General features: G+C 57.9%; 24 protein-coding genes. 13 read left to right on the top strand and 11 right to left on the bottom strand.

Translation table 11 applies throughout. The features are described 5' to 3' along the window. Nucleotides 1-2: 2 nt before the first annotated feature. Genes C495_RS17710 through C495_RS14430 form a run of 3 tightly spaced genes read right to left on the bottom strand, consistent with a single transcriptional unit; the run spans nt 3 to nt 2,390 of the window. Complete coding sequence (locus C495_RS17710) at nt 3-1,820, bottom strand: hypothetical protein (protein WP_152418916.1); 1,818 nt, start codon at nt 1,818-1,820, stop codon at nt 3-5. After that, nucleotides 1,820-1,942 (bottom strand): hypothetical protein, encoded by a 123-nt coding sequence (locus tag C495_RS18510; RefSeq protein WP_275039972.1) that lies wholly within the window; start codon nt 1,940-1,942, stop codon nt 1,820-1,822. Before C495_RS18510 ends, C495_RS17710 begins: the two co-directional genes overlap by 1 nt. A gap of 16 nt (nt 1,943-1,958) precedes the next feature. Then, nucleotides 1,959-2,390 carry a hypothetical protein gene (locus C495_RS14430; RefSeq protein WP_008164183.1) on the bottom strand — a complete coding sequence of 144 codons (432 nt, stop codon included), beginning with the start codon at nt 2,388-2,390 and terminating at the stop codon, nt 1,959-1,961. 110 nt (nt 2,391-2,500) lie between these two features. Between C495_RS14430 and C495_RS14425 the strand changes: the two genes are divergently transcribed. Further along, a complete protein-coding gene (locus C495_RS14425; RefSeq protein WP_008164181.1) occupies nt 2,501-2,683 on the top strand; it encodes a hypothetical protein in 183 nt (60 codons plus the stop codon). A 249-nt stretch (nt 2,684-2,932) separates the two neighbouring features. On the opposite strand, the gene C495_RS14420 is transcribed toward C495_RS14425, so the two are convergent. From C495_RS14420 to C495_RS14410, 3 genes are read right to left on the bottom strand one after another with little or no spacing between them, the layout of a single operon-like run. Further along, on the bottom strand, nt 2,933-3,469 hold the full coding sequence (locus tag C495_RS14420; protein WP_008164180.1) for a type IV pilin: 537 nt from the start codon (nt 3,467-3,469) through the stop codon (nt 2,933-2,935). Nucleotides 3,470-3,471: 2 nt separating this feature from the next. After that, complete coding sequence (locus tag C495_RS14415; RefSeq protein ID WP_008164178.1) at nt 3,472-3,957, bottom strand: type IV pilin; 486 nt, start codon at nt 3,955-3,957, stop codon at nt 3,472-3,474. 2 nt (nt 3,958-3,959) lie between these two features. Beyond that, entirely contained in the window at nt 3,960-4,379 is a 420-nt protein-coding gene (locus C495_RS14410) for a type IV pilin (RefSeq protein ID WP_008164176.1), read from the bottom strand. Nucleotides 4,380-4,714: 335 nt separating this feature from the next. Between C495_RS14410 and C495_RS14405 the strand changes: the two genes are divergently transcribed. Beyond that, nucleotides 4,715-5,554 carry a hypothetical protein gene (locus C495_RS14405; RefSeq protein ID WP_008164174.1) on the top strand — a complete coding sequence of 280 codons (840 nt, stop codon included), beginning with the start codon at nt 4,715-4,717 and terminating at the stop codon, nt 5,552-5,554. Nucleotides 5,555-5,606: 52 nt separating this feature from the next. On the opposite strand, the gene C495_RS14400 is transcribed toward C495_RS14405, so the two are convergent. Beyond that, entirely contained in the window at nt 5,607-6,149 is a 543-nt protein-coding gene (locus C495_RS14400) for a hypothetical protein (protein ID WP_008164172.1), read from the bottom strand. A gap of 152 nt (nt 6,150-6,301) precedes the next feature. Here C495_RS14400 and C495_RS14395 point away from each other — a divergent pair, with 152 nt between their 5' ends. Then, on the top strand, nt 6,302-7,315 hold the full coding sequence (locus tag C495_RS14395; RefSeq protein ID WP_008164170.1) for a Cdc6/Cdc18 family protein: 1,014 nt from the start codon (nt 6,302-6,304) through the stop codon (nt 7,313-7,315). A gap of 173 nt (nt 7,316-7,488) precedes the next feature. On the opposite strand, the gene C495_RS17705 is transcribed toward C495_RS14395, so the two are convergent. After that, entirely contained in the window at nt 7,489-8,055 is a 567-nt protein-coding gene (locus C495_RS17705; protein WP_161605570.1) for a DUF2457 domain-containing protein, read from the bottom strand. Nucleotides 8,056-8,465: 410 nt separating this feature from the next. Here C495_RS17705 and C495_RS14385 point away from each other — a divergent pair, with 410 nt between their 5' ends. Next, nucleotides 8,466-8,759, top strand: coding sequence for a hypothetical protein (locus tag C495_RS14385; RefSeq protein WP_008164166.1), 294 nt, complete (start codon nt 8,466-8,468; stop codon nt 8,757-8,759). 5 nt (nt 8,760-8,764) lie between these two features. Here C495_RS14385 and C495_RS14380 read toward each other — a convergent pair whose 3' ends face one another. Beyond that, entirely contained in the window at nt 8,765-9,031 is a 267-nt protein-coding gene (locus tag C495_RS14380; protein ID WP_008164165.1) for a helix-turn-helix domain-containing protein, read from the bottom strand. A gap of 234 nt (nt 9,032-9,265) precedes the next feature. On the opposite strand from C495_RS14380, the gene C495_RS14375 reads away from it, so the two are divergent. Both C495_RS14375 and C495_RS14370 read left to right on the top strand, forming a co-directional pair. Beyond that, nucleotides 9,266-9,676, top strand: coding sequence for a helix-turn-helix transcriptional regulator (locus C495_RS14375; protein WP_008164163.1), 411 nt, complete (start codon nt 9,266-9,268; stop codon nt 9,674-9,676). Nucleotides 9,677-9,728: 52 nt separating this feature from the next. Further along, nucleotides 9,729-10,754 (top strand): tyrosine-type recombinase/integrase, encoded by a 1,026-nt coding sequence (locus tag C495_RS14370; RefSeq protein ID WP_008164161.1) that lies wholly within the window; start codon nt 9,729-9,731, stop codon nt 10,752-10,754. Between the two features lie 601 nt (nt 10,755-11,355). On the opposite strand, the gene C495_RS17365 is transcribed toward C495_RS14370, so the two are convergent. Next, complete coding sequence (locus C495_RS17365; RefSeq protein WP_083902492.1) at nt 11,356-11,931, bottom strand: HEPN domain-containing protein; 576 nt, start codon at nt 11,929-11,931, stop codon at nt 11,356-11,358. Between the two features lie 682 nt (nt 11,932-12,613). On the opposite strand from C495_RS17365, the gene C495_RS14360 reads away from it, so the two are divergent. The 5 genes from C495_RS14360 to C495_RS14340 all read left to right on the top strand — a co-directional run bounded on the left by C495_RS14360 (nt 12,614) and on the right by C495_RS14340 (nt 19,021). Further along, on the top strand, nt 12,614-13,000 hold the full coding sequence (locus C495_RS14360; RefSeq protein ID WP_008164159.1) for an SPW repeat domain-containing protein: 387 nt from the start codon (nt 12,614-12,616) through the stop codon (nt 12,998-13,000). 143 nt (nt 13,001-13,143) lie between these two features. Further along, a complete protein-coding gene (locus C495_RS14355; protein WP_008164156.1) occupies nt 13,144-13,443 on the top strand; it encodes a hypothetical protein in 300 nt (99 codons plus the stop codon). 115 nt (nt 13,444-13,558) lie between these two features. Further along, nucleotides 13,559-16,612 carry a PAS domain-containing sensor histidine kinase gene (locus tag C495_RS14350; RefSeq protein WP_008164154.1) on the top strand — a complete coding sequence of 1,018 codons (3,054 nt, stop codon included), beginning with the start codon at nt 13,559-13,561 and terminating at the stop codon, nt 16,610-16,612. Nucleotides 16,613-17,149: 537 nt separating this feature from the next. Next, a complete protein-coding gene (locus tag C495_RS14345; RefSeq protein WP_008164152.1) occupies nt 17,150-17,839 on the top strand; it encodes a helix-turn-helix domain-containing protein in 690 nt (229 codons plus the stop codon). A gap of 609 nt (nt 17,840-18,448) precedes the next feature. Continuing rightward, the gene (locus C495_RS14340; RefSeq protein WP_008164150.1) at nt 18,449-19,021 is read left to right on the top strand and encodes a DUF7344 domain-containing protein; all 573 of its coding nucleotides are present in this window, start codon (nt 18,449-18,451) and stop codon (nt 19,019-19,021) included. 90 nt (nt 19,022-19,111) lie between these two features. On the opposite strand, the gene C495_RS14335 is transcribed toward C495_RS14340, so the two are convergent. Further along, nucleotides 19,112-19,567: a hypothetical protein gene (locus C495_RS14335; RefSeq protein WP_008164147.1), complete on the bottom strand. Its 456-nt coding sequence runs from the start codon at nt 19,565-19,567 to the stop codon at nt 19,112-19,114. 223 nt (nt 19,568-19,790) lie between these two features. Between C495_RS14335 and C495_RS14330 the strand changes: the two genes are divergently transcribed. Continuing rightward, nucleotides 19,791-20,969 carry a redox-regulated ATPase YchF gene (locus C495_RS14330; protein ID WP_008164146.1) on the top strand — a complete coding sequence of 393 codons (1,179 nt, stop codon included), beginning with the start codon at nt 19,791-19,793 and terminating at the stop codon, nt 20,967-20,969. Between the two features lie 126 nt (nt 20,970-21,095). Continuing rightward, nucleotides 21,096-22,859, top strand: a complete 1,764-nt coding sequence (locus C495_RS14325; protein WP_008164145.1) for a PAS domain-containing protein — start codon at nt 21,096-21,098, stop codon at nt 22,857-22,859. Nucleotides 22,860-22,928: the final 69 nt, after the last annotated feature.

Raw genomic sequence — 22,928 nt, 5'->3', positions numbered from 1 at the left:
GGTCAGTCACCCAGTCCGGGAACGAGGTCAGTCACGATGCCGATGACCGCCAGCACGACGACACCGATAAGACCGAGACCGAGGTATTGCGCTCCGTCTGAATCGAGCGGATTGTCGAAGTCAAACAGTGGGTCGCCGCCACCGCCACCACCGCCAGCACCGTCAAGGTTGATCGTGATCTCGGCGTCCTCCTCTGCCTCTCGCTCGCGCTCGTAGGCATCGCGGATTCGCTCGAGCATCGCTTCGGTATCTTGCGGATCGGGCAACTCGGTTTCGTCAAACATCAGCGGCCCGTCGTGCCCGCCGTCGAGTCCATTGATTCGGAACGGTTCCGTGAGCTTTGTCGTGCCGACCCAGTCCTCGTTCCAGCCGTCACCGTCGTCCTCATCGAGACTGTGGACTTCCGCGCCCATATGAATCTCGCCGAGTTCGTCTTCGGGTTCGATCCACTCACCGATGAGGAGGCCACGATCGGGATCGGGAGCCGTCCAGAACAGTGCGCCTTGCAGTTCGACACCGCTCTCGAGTTCGACAACCGCGGCGTGTTCTCCTTCGGGTGTGTTCACCTGCCTGAAAAACATCGCCGCGTCGTTCCAGTCCTCGAGATCGGCGGCGGCATCGAGCACTGCCTGTCCTGACGCAACGTCGTGGTAACTGACTTCGCCGTCGAGCATCGCCTGTCCGAGATTATCGACGATCGTCTCGGCGTGAGCCAGCTCCTCCTCGAGCAGGTCGAGCAAGCTCTGATGCACATCAACGAACTGCTCGGCATCAATCAACTTTGCATGAGGGTCGCCAACATTGTAGGGTTCGGGGTAGACACGCAGCGACGTTATCGCCCTGTCGCTAGATGACCGGCTCCCGACCATACTCCCGTCAGCATCACGATCAACAACAGTCCGATAGAGGTCGTCCCAGTCAGAATGGGCACTGAACCCCTCGGCTGTCGAAAAAGTTGGATCAGCAGACGCCCACGGGAACAGTACCGTTATGGGAGCGGTATTAGCATAACCAACGCCGGGGAGAGATATAGAGTCGCCATTAGCCAAACTGATTTCGGGACTCATCGCAATAGTATCCTTGCGGTTATCGGATTGCACGGTGCCCTCACTACCCTCGGTCTTTGCAAAGACGAAGCCGTCAGTATTGTCCATGCCCACGGAGTTATCCGCCAATGGGTCCGTTTGATGACCGTCCCCATCGTAGCTTGTTGCATAGATCACCTCTTGAGCAACATCACCGCTGTAATCGCCGCCGGTGTAGAAGTCATACATTATCTCAAATACCTGTTGCATATCTGATGCCCACACGTTGAACAGGTTTTGCTCAGTGTTTGCGATATTGTCGCGGACGACGTCCTCCACAGCATCGTGCATGTCGTCGAGATCGCCACCAGCAGCCGCAACGTTCGCGACCTCATTAGCGACGTTGTCACGAATCCATCCCGACAACATTTTCAGGTCATTTTGAATGCTGTCAAAGGCGTTCTGTCTGTCATCCTCCAGCATTACCGCCTCTCGGTATAATTCGGCGTGCAAAGCACTGTCTTGCTTATCCTGATAGTTGGCAATTGCCCGAGTCGTGTAGCGACCAGTCAGGAGCATATACACGCCGTTCGTTCCGTCCCTGACGTAATCCCAGTTTGACGAATCCTCGTCATCGTCTTCGGCGAGCGCGGTCCCGCTCGAGGCCGTTCCGGCCGTGATCGCAGCGGCACCGACACCCACCCGCCGCATGAACGACCGACGGGCGATCGCGTTGCTCGGCAGCTCGAGATCATGGGCGGTGGGCTGTGGGCGTGGGCTATCGTCGGCCGACATCAGAGCACCCCCAAAGCCATGCCCGCCGTCAGGCTGATCGACACGGCCGAGGCTGCGATGATATAGCCAGTGATCGTCGTGCTGTACCACTCCGCTGTGCCGTCGAAAATATCGAAAGTCATTGTGGAATCCTCCGGGTTACTTGTAGGCGATCACGTAGAACGCGGCTCCGTTCAGAAAGACGCTGAACCAGCCGACGTACCACATGCTTTCGAGGGTGACCTGCATTGCTGGGACGAGCGCGCCGAGCACGTTCAACAGCACCGCCAAGAGCACGACGACGGTCTCCACGTCGGTCCAGTCCTCGGGGGTGCTTTCGTTGGTCAACCAGCCGACCAACAGGATCGAGATCGAGAGGACGAACGCGTAGGTGATGTCCGTCCCGTGGGCCGAATACAGCGAGTCAGTCAGCGACACGTCGAGTGGCGCGCTGAACTGAAGCGTGCCGACCGCGCCGATCGAGAACGACGCCAGCACGAACAGTGGGGCGAGAATACTGTCTGTCAAGTCGATACCGTCTTCCTGACGAACCGAGTCAGGGACGTACTTCTGCGGGAGGCTTAATGCCATACGACCAGCCGGTTTCCCCGCGCTGACGAAAACGTCAGGAAAACCGCCGGAACACCTTGGGTTCCCCGAGAGTCACCAACTTTTATGAGATGGGGGGTTGCCCGCCTGCTATGGCACTGAACAAACTCCGCCAGCTGGATCAGGATTCGGTCGGCATCACGCTGCCGAAAGACGACGTCCGCCTCGAGGGTCTGCTAGACGAGGATGGGCGACTCGAGGGCGAACATCACGTCCACATTCGGCATGTGGGAGAGGGAGAATGGTCACTCGAGTTGGTCGAAAGCCTTCATTGATAATAGACGGATATTACAGGTAGATGTATTTTGAACGCTAAGAGGCGGTGGTGCAGAACTAGTCTCAAGGTCTAACTCGGCAGATCCCTAATAGCACCCACTATATGAACAGGACCAAACGCTGCAATAGAACCATTCCAAACAGGATTGAAATTTTCCCATTCAGGAAATCAGATTCTGGAAGTACAAGGCCTGTGAAGACTTCTGCACCACCGCCCGCTAAGAGATAATATGAAAAAGAAATTTCGATTACGGTTCGTACTCTGCGATGATACTTGAAGTTCCGTCACTCTCCCAGGTGAGAGTAACCTTCAAAATCTCATCATCATAATTGAATTGGTCTCCACTTCCAGAGGTATCAAGATCGTCGAACGGAAGCGCAGTAGTTCCGGCACCAGAGATTGCAATCGCCTCACGATCACTAGCTTCGTTTATTTCAAAGGTGATTGTGTCACCTGCTGTGAATTCCTCATCACCAAGTTCTGTTGTTGCTGTTACATCATCTCTAGTTTGACTGGTATTCGTCGCTTCGATTGTCACACTGACATCATTGAGATCAATATCGTCTCCGCTAGTGTGAGTGATCTCGGTCATATTGTTAGTGGAATTACTTTCCCAGTCATACTGTGCCTGCGGTGCACTGTCATCAAGGTCGCCAATGTCAAGCACGAACGCTGCAATCACAGCTGCGAGGATTACAGTTATCGCAACCATGAGGATTACACCAATCACTGGCGAGACAGCGCGTTCGTCTTCGCTACCGACGAGTTTTTTAATAAATTTCATTGTTAGGGCTCATAATTGGCGATAATTGTTGAGGAACCATCTGATTCCCATGTGATTGTGACTTCATCTATCTCGTCTGGATCACTGATGCTATCTCCATCCCAGTCAGTATTACCATCGAAGTCAACACCATTCTCGTCAATCTCCATTGTATCTCCAGCTGTGAATTCGTCAGAACTTGAGTCGGATAGGTCACTTTCAGCACTTTTGTCACCATCAAAATCAATTTGCACAGTGACTGGATCTAAATTGATGTCGTCCCCACTGGTATGTGTAACTTCGACCCCATCACTCGTGTTTTCCCAGTCGAATTGAGCGTTTGGTGCACTGTCGTCAAGGTCACCAATATCCAGCACGAACGCCGCAATCACGGCCGCGAGAATAACGGTTATTGCGACCATGAGAATGACACCAATCACTGGCGAAACTGCCCTCTCATCTTTGCTGCCGATGAGTTTCGTAGTGTATTGACTAAGGTCGTAAGTCATTGTTAGATCTCGTACTCCGCAATAACGGTTGAGCTGCCGTCTCCCTCCCAAACAATCGTGACTTCGGTGATATCTCCTGTGAAGTCTATCGTCTCACCAGCAGTCCATGTTCCACCCTCAATATCACCGGAGACTTCATCCTCCCCGCCACCATCTGCCACTGTGTTAATATTGATTGATTCTGCATCGATATTATCCCCGCTGGTATGGGTTACATCGTCGATATAACCTCCGTCGGTTCCCCAATCAAACTGCGCGTTTGGAGCACTGTCGTCAAGATCGCCGATGTCCAGCACGAACGCTGCGATCACAGCCGCGAGAATCACCGTTATCGCGACCATGAGAATGACACCGATGACGGGCGATACAGCTCGCTCGTCTTCGCTTCCGATCAACTTGTTTCGATATTTCGTGAGATCCATAGTTGGATTTGCGTTTTCACGCACCCGCAAACGGTGAGATGACTTCTTTCGAGTGCCACAGTGACACCCGACGGCGCTCGAGGGAGCTAACAATCGCCCCTCGGCGGTGCCGTCTCGTCGTTGCGGTGCTACTTGCAGCCAGTGAAGACTGTATATATATAATTATCCCAAAGTCCAACGTATTGGTGAAAAGAACGTTTTGGAGCGCTTTCAAAACTGATAATTAGGGAGGTGTAGAGACCCTACAGCACCCCCTTGAAGCTACGCCGTCTTGCGGTTTTGACGACTGTTCAACGATACAACACATATTTGAAGTCTCACATCTGAAACTCAGTATGGACTGGGACACCCCCGTAATCGACGAGCGTGATCTCGCGCGCACCTACGACGGCGGGGCATACAGTGATCCGTGGGCGGCCGTCCTCGACTACCAGGCCGTGTTGCGTTACGCGAGTCAGCATCCGGACAAAGGCTCCTACGCGATCTCGAATGCGCTGGAGTTCCCACGTGGGCGCGTTCGTGGGTGGACCGACGGCGGGAAGCCGGATGCCGCCCGCGGGATCGAGATCGCCCGCGACTACGGCTGGTTAGATGCGACCATGCAAGATGGGACGTTTCTCGCACTGAATACGCTCGTCGCGAACGTGTTCTCCGGTGGCTCGATCGCCATCGAGACGTTCACTCCCTCCTTTGCGTTGAACCATCGCGATCACCGCTCGCACGTGATCGACGCGCTCGAGGGTGTCGGGGTTGAACACGAGTTCTACCACGAGGATGACGACTCGCGATCGACGGAGGTTCGACCGACGGTCGCCGGGTCGGTCTTGGGCCGAACGCTTGCCGTCCTCGGTGCGCCAGTCGGGCCGAAGGCGCGACTCGAGGACTTCACGTTGCCGTGGTATCTCGATGAGGCACCGTTCGAAGTTCGCGAGATGTTCGTGTTGGCGTATCTCGCGAACCGGGCGATCCACCAGCGAACGAAAGAGACCGTTCAGATTCAGGAGGAACGCGACAAATCCTACCGCGACGAGCTGGCGGCGCTGATCGAAGACGTGGCGAAGGAACCCGTCACCTCCGGCGAGCGCATGGTGACGATCTCCGCCGACGCCGCGCGATCGCTTGGACTCCAGCCGCGATATCGCACGCCGACTGGGACAACCGAGCCCAGCGAGTAGCTGCCGATTCCGTGCCTGCTTAGGGAACCGAACTTCAATTCTGCTTAGAGTTTTATGCTGAAACTTTCTTGACGTGCTCTTCGTCTGGTTTGTGGGCGTTACTGGCTGCCTTCGAAATTGCTTCCGCGAACTCGAGAGACGTTTCGTGTAGCTGTAGCGACTTTGTTACCTCTCCCTCTTGCGTTCGTAGCTGAACAGAAATCTGGCCCTCTTCAGTATCGAAAGCGTGTATGAGTGCGATTATACCACCGAGAATCCCAGCAACACCAATCACGATGAACATAGCAGCGAGACCTTCCGACATCTGTCCTTGGAGCGCCAAGGAGACAAGTCCGGTAAAAAGTGCAATCAAACCAGCTGCTAAACTGTCCGTATTCAGGTCCCGACCCTCCTTCTTTCGAATGTTTACTCCACCCAAACCGTCCAAAAACTGTGATTTGGCTGTGGTTGTTCCGTTGTTCTTTTCATGATACGTGAATAGCCGCCTATCGGTTAGCAGATACGTGACTGACTCTCTGGAACACGCAGTGATTGCCGTCTCCCCGTCGGCGAGATATGATGTGAGTGTTTTTTGTTGCGCTTGTGACAGCGTCATGAATACATTCTTGCATATCAGTGGTCAGATTAGTCTCTTTCCCTAGCTATCAATGCCGATAATTAGCCAGCTCCCTGTCTGAAGACTGAACTCTCGATTCGTGATTTACTCCAACCGTCAGTAATTAATACTGAGTCTGATAGTTATAGCTCATGATTACGGACGCTCGAGCACTCGAGACAACGTATCTCCCCCAGGATCTCGAGCACCGGGACGGTCAGATCAGCCAACTCGCCGCAGCGCTGGAGCCCATCACGAACGGGATCGGTGGCGAGCATAGCCTGATTTTCGGCCCATCGGGCTCGGGGAAGACGACCCTCGCGAAGTACGTCGTGCGAAAACTCCGTCAAGAGTCGTTCGGCGTTCGGCGAGCCTACTGGAACTGTATGTCCGGCTCGTCGAAGACGGAGGTACTCCATGGACTCGCACAGGATTCCGGAATCGGGAATCATCTCTCTCGAGACGGGACGGCCGCGAGTACGTTCATCGAGACGTTTCGAGAAACGGACGATCATATCGTTGCGATCCTCGACGAGGTCGACGTTCTAGAGGACGAGACGCTCTTGCTGGGGCTCGGCGATCTCCCGAACGTGACGATCGTCGGGATCACCATCGACGAAGACGACTTCTTCGCCAACTATCAGCTGAATGGGCGGGTGAAATCGCGTTTCTCGAGTGCCGAGACGCTTCGACTTCGGAAATACGCACATCAAGAGTTAGTCGACATTCTGCTGGCGCGGATCGACGCGGGCCTTCGCCCCGGCGTGATCACGATGGATGTCGTGGAGTACATCGCCGATATCGCAGCTGGCGATGCTCGAGAGGCGATCAAGCATCTCGAGAAAGCCACCAAGCGTGTCATGCGAGACGATCGATCACAGATCAGGCACGACGACGTGAATGCAATCCACAGTGCGGCTCGGACTGATCTCCGACAGGATCACATCGATACTTTGGGAACGCACAAACGGCTGTTGTACGATATCGTTGCCGACGCTGGCCGGATCGGTGTCACCGATCTCCATGCGACGTACGAGGAACGGGCCGGTGATCCGAAGCCGAACCGAACCCGTCGGCGATATCTCTCGACGCTCGTCGACAAGTACGGCTTGCTCGAGGCCACTGGGACAGGGAGAGGAAAGAACTACTCGATTCCGGATCTCTGACGACGGTTTGTTGACACTCACTGACTGGTTCATCTGACGCCCACATAGCGGTCAGCACAGAGAATGTATTTATTAAATCTATCCGCTCCAGAGAATCCTTGGGCGTCTAGCACTCCCGCTGTATACATCAGGTTGGAAAGTACCCAAAATGCTGAGTGATTAATAGCGCAATGTTACTGCGTCTCCAGTTCTATTTCTTCATCCATGTCCACTTCTCTATCTGTTTCGCTCTCATCGACTCCTTCTTTTTCCTCCAAATCATTAGGCTCGTCATCGACTCCTTCTTTTTCCTCCAAATCATTAGGCTCGTCATCGACTCCTTCTTTTTCCTCCAAGTCATTAGGCTCGTCATCGACCACTTCGGCCTGAATCTGACGAAGTTCTTCCTTTATTTCCTCCAAGTCATTAGGCTCGTCATCGACCATTTCGGCCCGAACCTGACGAAGTTCTTCCTTTATTTCCACCATATCTTGTCCTTTGTCTGGTCTCAATTGCACCACTCCGTACGAGACATAAATTGCTAACCCAGAAATTAGTAAGAAAATCGTTAAAAATTCCGGAGATATAACGTCTATCGACAAACTAAAAAGGGCAAACACAAGCCCACCAAAAAGTCCACCAGCCATCCATGAAGCGGCCTGTGCAAAGGCTTCTCTCATTGTTTTCCAATCAACCATACCACCAGATAGAAACTGAAAATAAATATAATATGTGATTTGAAATGCGACGGAGGCTGGCATTCTGTGTTATGATGAGTCCATCAGATCCGCACCACTATACTCCGCAACAGTATATTATGCGAAAATTCACATCACGTATTCAATAAGTTCCTTTCATACCTGGTTAGTTTGGTTACTACAAATTTGACACGATTTGGTACAAGATACGCGCCCTGTATTCAGCGCGACTTAGCGGTCACTATCTGAAACTGGTCGGTATCTCAGCGATCAATTCGAGCGTGTAGTGTACATCATAGGATATTATTCTTGAATAGCAGGGCCTCAAAAATTCTTCCCGGCCACTTCCCGGCCACTTTCCGGCCACCGGTTTCAGCTCCTCTCAGTACTGTTTTCAGGCGACAAATTGAATATCGACGTTTTCCGGCCACTACCGGTGTAGGAATATGGGGGCTTCGTTCTTTCCCCAGTGTATGTCACGGATCGCAACTAGATCTGAATCAAACGCAACGAATCCGCTCGAGGAGATCGCGGTCGATCTCCCGGACGGCCGAACGGCTCGAGTCGAGATTACAGGACTCCCGACGAACCGCGCACGTGTCGACGTGCGGGTTCCGAACGGCCGTCAGTGGATCTTCGGCGTGAATGGTGACGTTGCCGGGCTCGTGATGGTTCTCAACCAGAACGGTCAGCGTATCGATGATGAACTCCCGGCGTGGATCGAGCCGGTGATCCAGCGGACTGGACTCGAGGGGATCGATTCGTGAGCCGGTCAGCTGTCGGTCGGCTCGAGGTCGGCCGCATCGAGATCACCCGCGAGATACTGCTCGCCGAGGTCGGTGATCTCGTAGTATCCGCGCTCGACTCGAGTGACGAGCCCATAGTCGACGAGAGCCGAAAGCCGGCGAGTGACCTCTTCGCGGCTTCGCTCGATGTTCTTTGCGAGCACTGCTGGAGAGAGAATCAGACCCGACGAATCCAACGCCTCGAGAACTCGATCGTCGGTCGGCTGTTGCATCCAATCGCCGGGCTGTCGCATACGTCATCTGTGTCAGAACGAAAGGATACGCCTACCGGTACGACGATCAAATATCAACGTATAGCGAGAGATGGCTCACCAACTAGTGAGAGATTTTATAGTGATGGAGTCACGACTGATCTGATAACGCGAGTTACACGCGGGCCTGACTGTCTGTCGGGCCCATTGCAAGAATGCGGTCCGGTGCTAGGGACACCGGGTCCGCGCGGCTCGCGTAATCCAGGTACGCAAGCCATGTACGACGACTATTCGCGGGGTCTTGAAAGCCCCGACCGACCAGCAGCATCGACTGTTACTGACCAGCAACTCATCGCTGACGGTGGAACCACGTGGGGCGATCTCACGGGATTCCAGCGAGACACGCTCGAGGCGATCGCCCGACTCGAGCGCGACGACGAGACCAGCTACGGACTCGCGATCAAGCGGCGACTCGAGCCCCAGCACGGCGAGGTCAATCACGGACGGCTGTACACGAATCTCGATGCGCTCGTTGAACGCGGGCTCGTCGAAAAGTCCGAACTCGACAAGCGCACGAACCAGTACGTCCTCACCGACGATGGGCGTGGGCTGTTACTCCAGCGCGCCGAGCGCCTTATGGACGCCTGCGAAATCGGGCTCGCTGCGACCGATGGGGGGAGCCGATGAACGACCTTCTCGATGGGGTTCACCGAGATCAGGAGCGCGATGGTGATCTGTCGTGAGTCGCGATCTCTCTCCACGCGAGGCTCGCGATCGATTCCTCTCTCGACGAAAGCAGGAGAACACCGCGAAGACGGTTCGGAGCTACGAGAATCGGCTTACGCAGTTCGTTCGATGGGCCGAAGACGAGCGAATCGATTCGATGTCGGAACTCACAGGATGGGATATCGATGAGTATCGAGCAGCTCGAGAAGCCGACGGTCTCGCACCTGCGACGCTGAAGGGACACCTGATGTCGCTGAAGCAACTGCTCGACTACTGCGCCTCGATCGACGTTGTTGACGACGATCTCCCGGACAAAGTGAACATCCCCACGCTCACGAAAGCGGAAGAATCGAGTGACGTGATGCTCGAGCCCGAAGACGCGAGTTCGTTGCTCTCGTTCTTCCGGAATTCGGATACGCTGTTTGGAACGCCGAGACATGCGTTCCTCGAGGTCGCGTGGCACGTGGGCGCGCGAATGAGTGGAATCCGAGCGTTGGACCTTCGCGACTTCGATCCAGATCGGCAGACGCTCGAGTTCCGTCACCGCCCACCGACGCTGTTGAAGAACAAAGAAGACGGTGAGCGCTTCGTTGGGATTTCGAAGCCTGTGGTGAAGGCGCTACGGACGTATATCGCCCGCGAACGGTTCGACAAGCGAGATGAGCAAGGCCGCGAGCCGTTGTTCTGTGGTCGGCAGGGACGGCCTTCTGATACGACGTTTCGGGCGTGGTCCTACATGAGCACCTACCCGTGTCACGTCAAGAAGTGTCCTCACGGCAATCGCCGGGAGACCTGCAACTACACCCGCCGAAACCACGCGAGCAAGTGTCCGTCATCTCGGAGCCCACACGCAATCCGAACCGGTTCGATCACGTGGCAGCTGCTGCAGGGAATCGCGATCGAGACTGTGGCGGGCCGGGTGAACGCGACGCCGGAGACGATCCGTCGCCACTACTACCGCGCAAGCGAGTGGGAGGAGTTCGAAGAACTTCGCGCCGAAGAAACTCTGAAACTTGACATAGGTGGTTTTGATGCGTGATAGTTTCGGGCGTAATTTGACAGCACAGGCTGTCTGTCACTCCCAGAAAGGACTAGGGGAATGCCCTCCGACCCCATACCTCTGCTGCGAACAAATCCGTGAGCAGCAGATATGTACGTCGGAGGATTTGAACGAGACCGAGGGTCTGCGAACGAAGTGAGCAGACCCTCGGGCGTTGTTCAAATCCCTCCAACCCATTTCCTCACCGCAACCATCGTCGTGAGCGACGAGTCCGTGTCTCGAGTCGATCGCAGATGTGGACTCACCCACTGCTGAAAACGGGGCTGAAACCGCCCAGCGAGTCGCTCGAGAAGTGGCGCAAGTCGGGCAACGACCCTGTTGGCGGTGCGGGTAGCCACATGGGCTGGCACGGAAGGCGACACTGCGATCCGTTCGCTCGAGACGTCTTTCAGCAGTGCTGGTTGTACACTCGTCATTCTTGTTCAACTGGGGGTACAGTCTGTTCCTTGGCGGGTGTTGCCAAGGGAACAGGGGCAAAAAATTACAGCGCCCCACCCCCACCTTCACACAGCAAAACTCCAGTTGAAGCACCTGAAACAGAGGTATATCTGGTTTCCGGGCCAGTTCTTCAGATGCTGCGTTATATTAGTCCCGGAAAGCTAAGATCAGCCCTATCAATTTCTTTTTCGCTGATCACAAGATCTATCAATTCTTCCGCAGTATCAATACAATAATCTGCATCTTGGACTGCACGCAGAGCATCGGACTCATTAAGTAATTCAAAAGATGAAATGTTTCTTTCTGGAACCCCATACTTGGATAAGGTGTAAAACCTTTCCCAAAACTGCGTGAGGAAAATAACCCTTGGGACACGTTTGGAGAGGTCGGAATCAGAGGGCAATCGATTTAGTAGATCGGTGACACGTTCGTGGTTGAAACTAATCTCGTGTCTCTCAACAGGGTTTACACCTACCGTTTTAAAAATAGCCTTAGCGGCCAATTCAACACATATCTGACAATCAGATATTGTAATATTTGGTGCTAATGTTGCACCTGATTCAGATAGATCCTCTGGTGAAATGTTATGAGGGTTACTTATATCCTCACCGATGTACAGATCCCGTTTTACTGTTGCGATCCGTTTCTTACACTGTAAGAGTTGAAGGTGAGCAAAATCGACATCATCAAAGCTCACATCATCATACTTTCTACACATACTGTCAAAGGTGATTGTGTCTACATAATATCTTTTGGATTAGATACTCTCCAATTCCTTCCACCTCGCCTAACCATGCCAGCTCTCGAGGTTACACGCCGACAGAATCCGTGTCCCGAACGTGCACACGAGATCGAAACCACCGTGTGTGCAGATCCCGAGCCGATCACCACCCCGAGCCGAGAGCCACCCCGACAAGTCGACAGGTCATCGCCGTTGTGGGCCGAAAAACCGAGCGTGAAGGGACGACTCTCCGAATCAGAGCCGACGGCGACGATGCGTATCGACGGGCCGTGATCGAGCGTCGTCGGTGGCGACAACAGCCGCGGTCGTTCGCCGCCGATTACGACTTCGCTCCGTTGGGTCGGAACAGCGCACAGTTCGGGCACCATACGGAGCGGTCCGCTCGGATCTTCTGTCTGCTGCCGCAGTCGGAACAGCGGTCGTCCGAATACTGAACCATGCACACGTGTCAGCGGAGCCGATACATATCCCTTCCGGTCTAAATTTCACCACGCATGGTGTAGAGAATATCTCTGGAACGAGACTCTCACGCTGGCTGATGGCTGCCCCCCGGACGACAGTGGTGGCCGAACCGACTCGTTCGAACTGGACTCGAGTCGTCACCCGGCGAGCACAATGCTGGCAGCCGTTTTAGGCTGGTCGTAGCCGTACCAACGATATGAGCGAGACTGCAGACACACCGTCACCGATCCCGGTGCGAACGGCTGCGTTCGCCGCTGGACTGGGGGCGTGGGTTCTCTGGTCGGGTATCGTCCTGACGGGGACTGGGCTCATCATCATAAACAACGTCATCGTGGGGGGATTGATCGCGTTTTTCGCCGCGTACACGGCGGGGTGGCCCGACGGCGGGCGACTGCCGGCGATCGCCGCGCCGGCGCTCGTGGTCCTTTTCGGGCTGTGGACCGTCGTCGCGCCGTTCGTCTTCGGGGTGGCGATCGAGCGACTGCTCTGGAGTAACGTCGTCTCGGGGGTGCTGGTCGTCCTCTTGGCGGTGGGCAGCGTCTACGGCAGCTGGCAGCTGACACAGTCGGCGACGAGTGTCTGAGACGCTGGCGTCCGACGCGTGTGGAGTCCGAGCGACAAAACCCGGTGTCTCAGAGCTTCTCGAGGCCGATCGCTGGCACCTCACAACGATGAAATGAGCGCTCAAGGGCGAGCTATATACCCACTGGTCGCGTACCCGTTGCGATGACGCCTCGAATCCCCACTCGGATTGACGATCGTGAACGGAGTCGGTCTGCAGTCCGAACGCGTCTCGAGGAGACGACGACGCGACTCGAGCGGACGGAGTCCCAGTTGCGGGATGTAACGGATCGGCTGGACCGGACGGAGTCCCAGTTGCAGTTACTCGAGCGGACGGTCCATGCCGTTGCCCGACAGTCGGATCTCTCGATCGGGGGGCCGTGTGACCGCTGTGAGCGAAGTTGTCTCCTGATCACCGACGGGATGATGCATTGTCCGGCGTGTGGCTACCAACGATCGATCTGACGGCTGTCACGACGAGCCGGCGTTCGGGCCGTCGCCGGCTTTCCCGCATCGCTCGCACGGTGGCTGTTCCGTCCCGGCACGGGGTTTATCCGATTCAAGGGAGAGCGGAGTACACATGAGCGACCGAGTGGACGCCACGGATCACGCGTTCTGGGGGGATATCGACGATGACGTGGCACTCGAGCGCTATCGGACGCTCGTCGGGATGGTCGACGACGGCGTCTATCAGCTCGATGGCGAGGGAACCTTCGTTGCGGTCGATGAGACCACTGCCGAGACGATGGGCTACGCCCGCGAGGAACTCGTCGGCGAGCCCATCGCGTCGCTCGTCGACGATGCTGCTGCCGATCGGATCGAATGCGCACTCACAGCGCAACTCGAGGGCGACGACGAGCCATGCTCGCTCGAGGTGACGATCCGGGCTGCAGACGGCACACAGGTGCCGTGTACGCTTCGGCTCACCGCGGCCATCGCTGATGAGGAGTGGACTGGAGCGCTCGGCACCGTTCGAAAACGCCGAGCTCCCCTCGAGTCGGCGGCGATCTCGACCGAGTCGATCGCGAACGTCCTCGACGAGGCGGACGTTGGGGTGTTCGTTCTCGATGCGGAGTTCGACATCAGATGGGTCGACGAGTCGATCCAGACGTATCTCGGCCTCGAGCGCGAGGCCGTTCTCGGGCGGGACAAACGGACCCTGATCGAAACCGGGCTCGCGGACCGATTCGCCGATCCAGACTCGTTTGCCGACGCAGTTTTGGCGACGTACGAGGACAACACGTACGCCGAGCGCTTCGAGTGTCGAGTGACTGCTGACGAGGCGACGGGCCGCGAGGAGCGCTGGCTCGAACACCGGAGCAAACCGATTCGGTCGGGACAGTTCGCCGGTGGCCGAGTCGAACTCTACTACGACATCACCGACCGGAAACGCTCGGAAGGCGCACTCGAGGAAAGCGAGACGCAGTTTCATTCGCTCGTCGACGCCGTCGAGGAGTATGCGATCTTTCAGCTCGATCCGACGGGGCGGATCGTCAGCTGGAACGAGGGGGCAAGACAGATCAAAGGCTACGAGCGCGAGGAAATCCTTGGCAAGCACATTTCGACGTTTTACACTGCCGACGACCGTGCGGCAGACGTCCCCGAAACGATCCTCGAGCGCGCGACAGCCACCGGATCGGTCGAAGACGAAGGCTGGCGAGTCAGAAACGACGGCTCGAGATTCTGGGCGAACGTGACGCTTACGGCCGTGATGGACGCCGACGGGACGCATCGTGGATTCCTGAAGGTAACTCGCGATATGACCGATCGACGCGAGCGCGAACAGCAACTCCAGCGCGAACGCAATCTGATCGACCGCATCCTCGAGGCGAGCCCGGTCGGGATGATCGTCTTCGATACGGACGAGACGGTTACCCGCGTTAACGACCGATATCGGGAGCTGTTCGGGGCCAGCACGGACGACCTCGAGACGAGCCCGTTTGCCAGCGAGCGGTTGTTCGACGACGCCGGCGAGTCGGTGACTCACGCGACCCATCCGTACACAGCGGCGTTACGGACGGGTGAGCCGGTGTTCGATCGTGTTCTTCGGATCGAACCGGCATCGAGGGCCGACGAGCGTCAGTGGATCGTCGTCAACGCCGTCCCGTTATTGGACGACGATGGGACGGTCGATCGCGTCGTCGCAACCGCCGAAGACATCACAGATCTCAAAGAACGCGAGCGGGAACTCGAGAGCGAACTCGAATCGATTCTCAGTCGCATCACCGATGCGTTCTACGCGCTCGACGACGACTGGACCGTGACGTACGCCAACGATCGTGCGCGGGAGTTGATCGATTTCGAGGGTGATGAACTGCTCGGCCGGAGCATCTGGGAGGTGTTCGAGTGGGGTGCAGAGTCGACACTCAGGACTGAGTACGAGCGGGCAATGGCGGTCCAAGAGCCGACGTCGTTCGAACTCTACTCCGAGCCGCCCGAGGCGTGGCTCGAAATTCACGCCTATCCGTCCGAGACGGGGCTGTCGGTCTACTTCCGAGACATCTCCGAGCGCAAGCGCCGCGAACGCGCGCTTCGAGGGGAGCGAAACCTCGTCGAGCGAATCATCGACACCAGCCCGGTCGGAATCGTCACGCTCAACGAAACGGGGCGTCTCGAGCGCGTCAACTCCCGTGCCGAGGCGATTCTTGGCTACGACGAGCATGAGTTGAGCGACCTGATACGTGATCTCGACCGGCTGGACCCGATTCGTCCGGACAGAGCGTCCGTCTCGACGGCCGAGGTCCTGATCGATCGTCTCTTTCGCGACGGCGAGACGATCCACAACCTCGAGTTGGGGATTCGCCGGCCCGACGGCCAGCGGATTTGGGTGTCGGTTAGCGCGACGCCGTTGGTAGACGACGGTGAGATCACTGGCGCGGTCATCACCTTTGCGGATATCACCGACCGCAAGGCGTATCAGCGCCAACTCGAGGCGTCGAACGAGCGGTTAGAACAGTTCGCCTACGCGGCCTCTCACGACCTGCAGGAGCCGTTGCGAATGGTCTCGAGCTATCTCCAGTTGATCGAGAAGCGCTATGCTGACGACCTCGATGCGGACGGCCGGGAGTTCATCGAGTACGCCGTCGACGGCGCCGAGCGGATGCGCGAGATGATCGACGGCCTGCTCCAGTACTCACGCGTCGAGACGGAGGGAGACCCCTTCGAACCGGTCGATCTCGAGGGCGTCATCGGCGACGTGCTCGATGATCTCCAGCTCCGAATCGAGGAGACGGACGCCGAGATCACGGTTGGCGAACTCCCGACCGTTCGTGGTGACGAGGATCAACTCCGGCAGGTCTTCCAGAACCTCTTTTCGAACGCGATCGAGTACAGTGGCGACGGCTCGCCGACGATCGCCGTCGCCGCCGAACGGAGCGGTTCGTACTGGCGGATCGACGTCGCGGACGACGGGGTCGGTATCGAGCCGGCCGAGACTGACCGGATTTTCGAGGTGTTCCAGCGACTCCACAGCCGTGATGAACATTCGGGGACGGGGATCGGGCTTGCGCTCTGTCAACGAATCGTCGAACGCCACGGCGGCGAGATTTGGGTTGACTCCGAACCCGGCGAGGGATCGACGTTTTCGGTGACGCTCCCGGCAGTGCCCGAGTCGGCGCTCGAGGGCGAGCACTGAGACGGACTGCTGTCGGCACGGACTCGCCGCGCACCGACCCGTTACTGTGTTGAGAGAAGACCCACGACTGTGTCGTCGTTTGGAGATCACGAGCGTGAGACGGCGACTGTCCTGTCTCGTCGCGTCCGTCAAAAGCGTCGCCGGCAGTTCCGTATTCCCTGTCGACCAAGTTCCACAACCCGGTCAGCTAAATATTTCGTTACGAGGCCTTTATAGCTTTTTGACACTGTCTGTCGTTGAGAACGAACGGCCCACGTCACGGGGCCCTCGCGTACACGGACTGCTGTCGGCACGGCCCGCCGTACACCGATCCCGTCGCCCGTGGCCGGGATCGCAACTCGTCTCAACCATGGTCGTGGAGTGGGTACGTCGCCACCGTTGTCCGGTGGGATCGTTCATCGCGTCTTGACTGTTCGCTTGTTCCGATTGCCTACTTTTGAAGAGAGTCCCGCTAACGGAATAGTATTCGAAACCGGAAGGCGGGAAAGGCTACCGGAAACCCAACGCGTCTATAGATCTTTGTGGTGGGTCTTTGTGATGACGACTGTCGTCGAACTCGAGATTCCGGCTGACCGACTCGGTGCTGCCCAGACCTTCGAGACGGTCCCGACGTTCGAGTGCCAGATTGGGGGGATGATCGGTGATTCTCCGCCATTGGTCTGGACATCCGGACCGGATATCGATACCGTTCACGACGCACTCGAGACGGACCCATCAGTCGACGTGATAGCGAGTTTGACCGACGGTGACCGTGAACAGCGCCCGATCGACGCGGACGAACCCGATCAGTGGTTGTTCCGACTCGCGTTCGGACGCGGGTTCAAACTGTTTCAGCAGATCGTCGCCGAAAACGACGGTGCGATTCTGGCAGCGTTCGGTGAGAACGGCACGTGGGCGGTCAAACTACTCTTTCACGACCGAGCATCGCTGTCGGAGTGTTATGCACTGTTCGAACAGTACGATTTCGACGTTGAAGTCACGCGACTCGCCGGCACGAACGATTTTGCGAGCGCACAGACACCACTGACACAGACACAGTACGAGACGATCTGTAAGGCACACGAACTCGGTTATTTTGATATTCCGCGAAAGATCACGCTCAAAGAACTCGCCGCGGAACTCGACGTTTCACATCAGGCGCTCTCGGAACGACTTCGACGGTGTCACTCTGCACTCGTCAGCGCAGAGTTGACCGATCGGATGCAGCCAACGGCGATCGATCCCTGAGATCCACCCACGACCGAAGTCGCGGGCTTTCTCCTTGACCCCGTGTAACTCCCTGCGATCATCGTCTCACTTCTCACGCCTTCGGCGACTGCCGACCTCGCCGTTGGCCTGGCCTCGAGTAACTACGTTTCATACGGACTGCTGTCGGCACTGACCGCCGCTCACCGACCCCGCCACCCGTGATCGGCGGGACATCGGTACAGCAGACCGTATCAGTGGCTACGATAGCTCACAGAGCCGCAGTTTTCGCCTGATGATTGGCCTAAAATCGTACTTATGAAGTCCCTACTGGATTATATTGGGTGAAAATGAAGTTTAGAGCGAAAATAAGTCGAATATACCGCAAGAGTTAGCTTTATTATTGGACAGAACAGAATACAGTATGTCGGCGTGATCGCCGACCCCGCGATGCATACCGGGCGCAACGAGACGCCCAGTCGCTCACTCGTGCTCACTCACTGTGGCCACTCGTGGCTGTGTGGCCATGGCAGCATACATCACAGGTCGCTTTCTGCGACCCACCCCTGCTTTCGAACCACCGATGACTGTCTGCTATCGTCTCCCATGGGACAAGACACTTAACTGTTCTCTGCTCGGCTAGTATCGATAATGGTGAGTCTCGCGTCTCGAACCGACGACCATGCTGTCCGGCACGTGCCTCGGGACGCCGAGACTGCTGGCGTTCCATCTCCTCTCGAACCGGACGACGTGTACCACCTCTTACAGACCCGGCGGCGGCGCGACGTACTCCGCTATCTTCACCGCGCCGATGGGCCGGTGCAGTTGCGTGCGCTTGCCGAGCAGATCGCGGCCTGGGAGGCGGAGACGACCGTGGAGAACCTGACCTCGAGTGAGCGCCAGCGGGTGTACATCTCGTTGTACCAGACCCATCTCCCGAAACTCGACACCCATGACGTCATCGACTACGACAAGGATCGGGGGACGATCGAGGCGACACCGCTTGCTGCACAGCTCGTTCCGTACCTGACCGGGCTCGAGGCGACGACCGAACACGACCCGTGGCCACGGCGGTATGCGACCGCAGTGGGTGGCTGTGGGCTACTTCTTACGGCGATCGCGACTGGACTCGTCTCGATTCCGTGGGCCATCGCAGCGGCGAGCATCACTGGTCTCATTGCAGCAGTGACGACTGTCCACGCCTACTCCGTGCGGTGGCGTTGATTCTGTGACGGCTCGATGGCTGTGATACTGTGCGCCTATTCGGCGGACGGCCTCGAGGCCAACTCGTGTACGGTGACGGTGCGACGACCGTCAATCGGCGCGGGAAACGGGTGTCACCGTGTCCGACCCATCGGTCGGGACGGCCTCGAGGGCCCGATGTGCGTAGAAGGCAACCGAGAAGTCTTGCGGGCTGGGAATCGCACAGGCGAGCCAGCCGATCCCAATCGCCGTCAGGAGCGGTGACTCGACCGGGAGGAGTCCACTGAACCCCAGCCCGAAGATGGGGACCGCGAGGGCGAGTGGCGCGAGCGCCGCAACACGGAGGACTGTCGCCGACTCGTGGCCGGTTGGGTGTGGGTGGACGGCAGCCCACGGACAGCTCGTCACGAGCCCGACGATGCCGTCGGATCGCCCGGGCGCGTAGGTCACGGTGTACTCGACGCGGGCGAGGGTCAACACCACCGCGTGTGCACACTCGTGAGCCACCAAACCGACGACGACCGTCACGACGAGGAGACAGCCAGCAACCACCACCGTTCCACTCATGGTTCGGTGACCGAGAGACGTCGGTGCGATCGAGTTTGTGCTGTCATCTCGCGCACTCGATGGAACGAACTGGGGCTGAAAATCCGTCCGGCTGCATCTGTTCGGCTATTAAGTCATCGTGGCTCGAGGCGGTCCTCTTTGACCCGGCTCGAGAGAGAGTGCAGACGCAGTCTCGAGCGCGGGAATCGAAAGACAGTTTGAACGGACGATGCTATGGGGAGGCATGCTTTCGATCGCGCTTGCCGGAAAACCAAACGCCGGCAAGTCCACGTTCTACACCGCGGCGACGATGGCGGAGGTGGACGTCGCCAACTACCCCTTTACCACCATCGACGCCAACCGGGGCGTCAGCTACGTTCGAACCGAGTGCCCCTGCCTCGAGCGCGAGGAACGCTGTAACGCCGACAACTGCGAGGATGGCAAGCGCTACGTCCCCATCGAACTGTTAGACGTCGCCGGGCTCGTCCCCGGTGCCCACGAGGGGAAGGGACTTGGTAACCAGTTCTTGGACGAACTCACGAACGCCGACGTGATCGTCAACGTCATCGACGCCTCCGGCGGCACCAACGAGAAGGGCGAACCCGTCGATATCGGCGCACACGACCCACTCGAGGACATCGACTTCGTTGAAGAGGAGATGGACCTCTGGCTGGCGGGCATCGTCGAGAACAACTGGGAGTCCGTCGAGCGAAAATCCCGCTCGCCCGATTTCGACATCGACGACGTGCTGGCGGACATGCTTTCGGGCTTCGGTGCCTCGCCGACTCAGATCGCCATGGTCTTGCGGGATCTCGACTACCCCGACGACCCCATCCAGTGGGAAGACCACCACCGCGAGGCGCTCGCCCGCGACGTCCGCCAGCGCACCAAACCGATCGTCGTCGCGGCGAACAAGATCGACGTCGCCCCCCAAGAGAACGTCGAGAAACTGCTCGAACTCGACAAACCCGTGATCCCGACCACCGCGGAGGGCGAACTCGCGCTCCGCCGGGCCGCAGAAAACGGCCTCGTCGACTACGACCCCGGCGACGAGACGCTCGCGATCGGCGACGACGTCTCTGACGCCCAGCGCGAGGCCCTCGAGGGGCTCGCCGAGACGATGGCCGCGTGGGACGGCACCGGCGTCCAGTCGGCGCTCGATTACGCCGTTTACGATCTGCTCGAGCACATCACCGCCTATCCGGTCGAGGACGCCTCGAAGTGGTCCGACGGCAGCGGCAACGTTCTTCCCGACGCCTTCCTCCTGCCCGACGGCTCGACGCCAGTCGACCTCGCCTACACCGTCCACTCCGACATCGGCGACGGCTATCTCCACGCCGTCAACGCGAAGTCGAGTCGAGAGGTTGGGGAAGAGTACGAACTCGAGGAAGGTGACGTCATCAAGATCGTCAGTACTAACTGATATTCTCGTTTTGATACGTCGAGTTTTCCTCACCAACAACTCCTACGTCGCGTACCCAGTTCGGCTACATACCGGCGTTCATGACGTTGCAACCGATTGATAAGCCTGCAACACATTCGTCAGGCAATGGACGTTCTCTACGTCGCCGACCAGTCCGACCATCTCGAGTCCGCGGCGACGCTCGAGCGCGCCCTCGCAGCCGTCACGATTCACGAGACACCGTCGGGTGAGGGCGCACTTGAGACGTTGGCAACCGAGTCGATCGACTGTATCGTGGTCGATCTCCCTGCGCCGGACGACGGCGATCTCGAGTTTCTCCGGCGGGTTCGGGAGCGTGCGCCGAGCGTGTCACTGATTCTGCTCTCGAACGCGCCCTCGGAGGCGGTGCTCGCCGAAGCAATCGACGCCGGGATCACCGGCTACCTCTCGAAACAACTGCCCGGGTGGGACGAACTGCTGGTCAGAACGATCCGAAACGCGGCCGAGAAACACCACACGGAGCGAGCGCTTGCCGAGCGAACCAAGGAGTTCACCGCCGTCCAGCTGACGGCCCACCTGCTCGAGGACGCCACCCAGTCTCTCGAGGACGTTTTAGAGCAGTTCGTCACCTTCCTTCCGTCGTCGTTCACACGGCCGGAGGCAACTGCTGCGCGGGTAACTGTCAGCACACATCAGGTCACGACCGAGGGGTTTGACCCGGCTGCGGAATCGATCTCCGTCCGAACCCAGACCGACGATGGGACGCCGATCGCACTCGAGGTCGCCGCGATCGGTGTGCGTCCTGTCGGCGACAGCGAACCGTTCCTCGACGAGGAGGTGGCGCTGGTCGATACACTGTTGTCTTTTCTCGAGTTCTATCTCGAGCGCCGCGAGAGCAGACAGCGCCTCGAGCTCGCGCTCGAGGGTGCCGACGCTGGCATCTGGGCGTGGGACATCGAGACTGGTGAGTTGCTCTGGGACGAGAATCTAGAGCGGCTGTTCGGGCTCGAGCCGGGAACGTTCGAGGGGACGTACCGCGATTTTCTCGAGTACGTCCATCCAGAGGACAGGCCTACTGTCGATCGAGCAGCCGCGGACGCACTCGAACGAGCAGAGCGTTTCTCGCTCGAGTTCAGGATCGTGCGACCGGATGAAACGGTCCATTGGCTTGCCTCGCGGGCGACGATTCTCACCGACGCGAGTGGTGAGCCCGTTCGGATGATCGGCATCGAAGTCGACATCACCGAACGAAAGGAGCGCGAACGCCAGCTTCAGGTCATCAATCACCTGCTCAGGCACAACGTCCGAAACGATATGGCGATCGTCAGAGGCTATGCCGAGGCGATCCGTGACGGCGACGGCGACCGCGACGAACAGGCGGCAGTGATGATCGAGACGATCGACGAGTTACTCGAGACGATCGATAAGAAACAGACGATCGTCGACGTCCTCTCGGGGCCACACGAGCGCCGGGCACGTGAGCTAGTCGGGACACTCGAGGGAGCCATCGACTTGGTTGCAGCCCAGTATCCGGCCGTCGAGATCACCCGGGCGCTGCCCGAAACGTGTCTCGTCGTCGCCGTCCCGGAGCTCGAGGCGGCGCTCATCGAACTGCTCGAGAACGCGGTCGTTCACAACGACTGTGAGCAGCCGGTTCTCGAGGTCGCCGTCGAATGCGACGACCGAACGGCTCGGATTCACGTTGGTGATACCGGGCCACGGATTCCGGAGATGGAGATCGATGTCCTCACTGGAACACGCTCGATCGACCCGCTCTATCACGGCTCCGGACTGGGGCTGTGGGTCGTTCACTGGGTTGTCAAACGCTCCGGGGGGATGTTGACGTTCAACACGAACGAGCCACGGGGGAACGTCGTGACCGTCACGCTCCCGGTTGCAGATCGAGGCTAGAACTGATACTGTCGGACAGAACGATTCGAAGATCGGTCGCACTACTGCGGCCGTCACCCCCGGAGACGG

It is taken from the genome of Natronorubrum sulfidifaciens JCM 14089 (assembly GCF_000337735.1).
GTDB classification, from domain to species: Archaea; Halobacteriota; Halobacteria; order Halobacteriales; family Natrialbaceae; genus Natronorubrum; species Natronorubrum sulfidifaciens.
Note: the sequence above shows the minus strand (reverse complement) of the source record. Positions and strands in the feature narration are given on the sequence as shown.

Coding starts and splice junctions, on each gene's coding strand:
- C495_RS17710 (WP_152418916.1), bottom strand. CDS start 1,820: ATGTCGGCCGACGATAGCCCACGCCCACAGCCCACCGCCCATGATCTC.
- C495_RS18510 (WP_275039972.1), bottom strand. CDS start 1,942: ATGACTTTCGATATTTTCGACGGCACAGCGGAGTGGTACAGCACGACG.
- C495_RS14430 (WP_008164183.1), bottom strand. CDS start 2,390: ATGGCATTAAGCCTCCCGCAGAAGTACGTCCCTGACTCGGTTCGTCAG.
- C495_RS14425 (WP_008164181.1), top strand. CDS start 2,501: ATGGCACTGAACAAACTCCGCCAGCTGGATCAGGATTCGGTCGGCATC.
- C495_RS14420 (WP_008164180.1), bottom strand. CDS start 3,469: ATGAAATTTATTAAAAAACTCGTCGGTAGCGAAGACGAACGCGCTGTC.
- C495_RS14415 (WP_008164178.1), bottom strand. CDS start 3,957: ATGACTTACGACCTTAGTCAATACACTACGAAACTCATCGGCAGCAAA.
- C495_RS14410 (WP_008164176.1), bottom strand. CDS start 4,379: ATGGATCTCACGAAATATCGAAACAAGTTGATCGGAAGCGAAGACGAG.
- C495_RS14405 (WP_008164174.1), top strand. CDS start 4,715: ATGGACTGGGACACCCCCGTAATCGACGAGCGTGATCTCGCGCGCACC.
- C495_RS14400 (WP_008164172.1), bottom strand. CDS start 6,149: ATGACGCTGTCACAAGCGCAACAAAAAACACTCACATCATATCTCGCC.
- C495_RS14395 (WP_008164170.1), top strand. CDS start 6,302: ATGATTACGGACGCTCGAGCACTCGAGACAACGTATCTCCCCCAGGAT.
- C495_RS17705 (WP_161605570.1), bottom strand. CDS start 8,055: ATGCCAGCCTCCGTCGCATTTCAAATCACATATTATATTTATTTTCAG.
- C495_RS14385 (WP_008164166.1), top strand. CDS start 8,466: ATGTCACGGATCGCAACTAGATCTGAATCAAACGCAACGAATCCGCTC.
- C495_RS14380 (WP_008164165.1), bottom strand. CDS start 9,031: ATGCGACAGCCCGGCGATTGGATGCAACAGCCGACCGACGATCGAGTT.
- C495_RS14375 (WP_008164163.1), top strand. CDS start 9,266: ATGTACGACGACTATTCGCGGGGTCTTGAAAGCCCCGACCGACCAGCA.
- C495_RS17365 (WP_083902492.1), bottom strand. CDS start 11,931: ATGTGTAGAAAGTATGATGATGTGAGCTTTGATGATGTCGATTTTGCT.
- C495_RS14360 (WP_008164159.1), top strand. CDS start 12,614: ATGAGCGAGACTGCAGACACACCGTCACCGATCCCGGTGCGAACGGCT.
- C495_RS14355 (WP_008164156.1), top strand. CDS start 13,144: ATGACGCCTCGAATCCCCACTCGGATTGACGATCGTGAACGGAGTCGG.
- C495_RS14350 (WP_008164154.1), top strand. CDS start 13,559: ATGAGCGACCGAGTGGACGCCACGGATCACGCGTTCTGGGGGGATATC.
- C495_RS14345 (WP_008164152.1), top strand. CDS start 17,150: ATGACGACTGTCGTCGAACTCGAGATTCCGGCTGACCGACTCGGTGCT.
- C495_RS14340 (WP_008164150.1), top strand. CDS start 18,449: ATGGTGAGTCTCGCGTCTCGAACCGACGACCATGCTGTCCGGCACGTG.
- C495_RS14335 (WP_008164147.1), bottom strand. CDS start 19,567: ATGAGTGGAACGGTGGTGGTTGCTGGCTGTCTCCTCGTCGTGACGGTC.
- C495_RS14330 (WP_008164146.1), top strand. CDS start 19,791: ATGCTTTCGATCGCGCTTGCCGGAAAACCAAACGCCGGCAAGTCCACG.
- C495_RS14325 (WP_008164145.1), top strand. CDS start 21,096: ATGGACGTTCTCTACGTCGCCGACCAGTCCGACCATCTCGAGTCCGCG.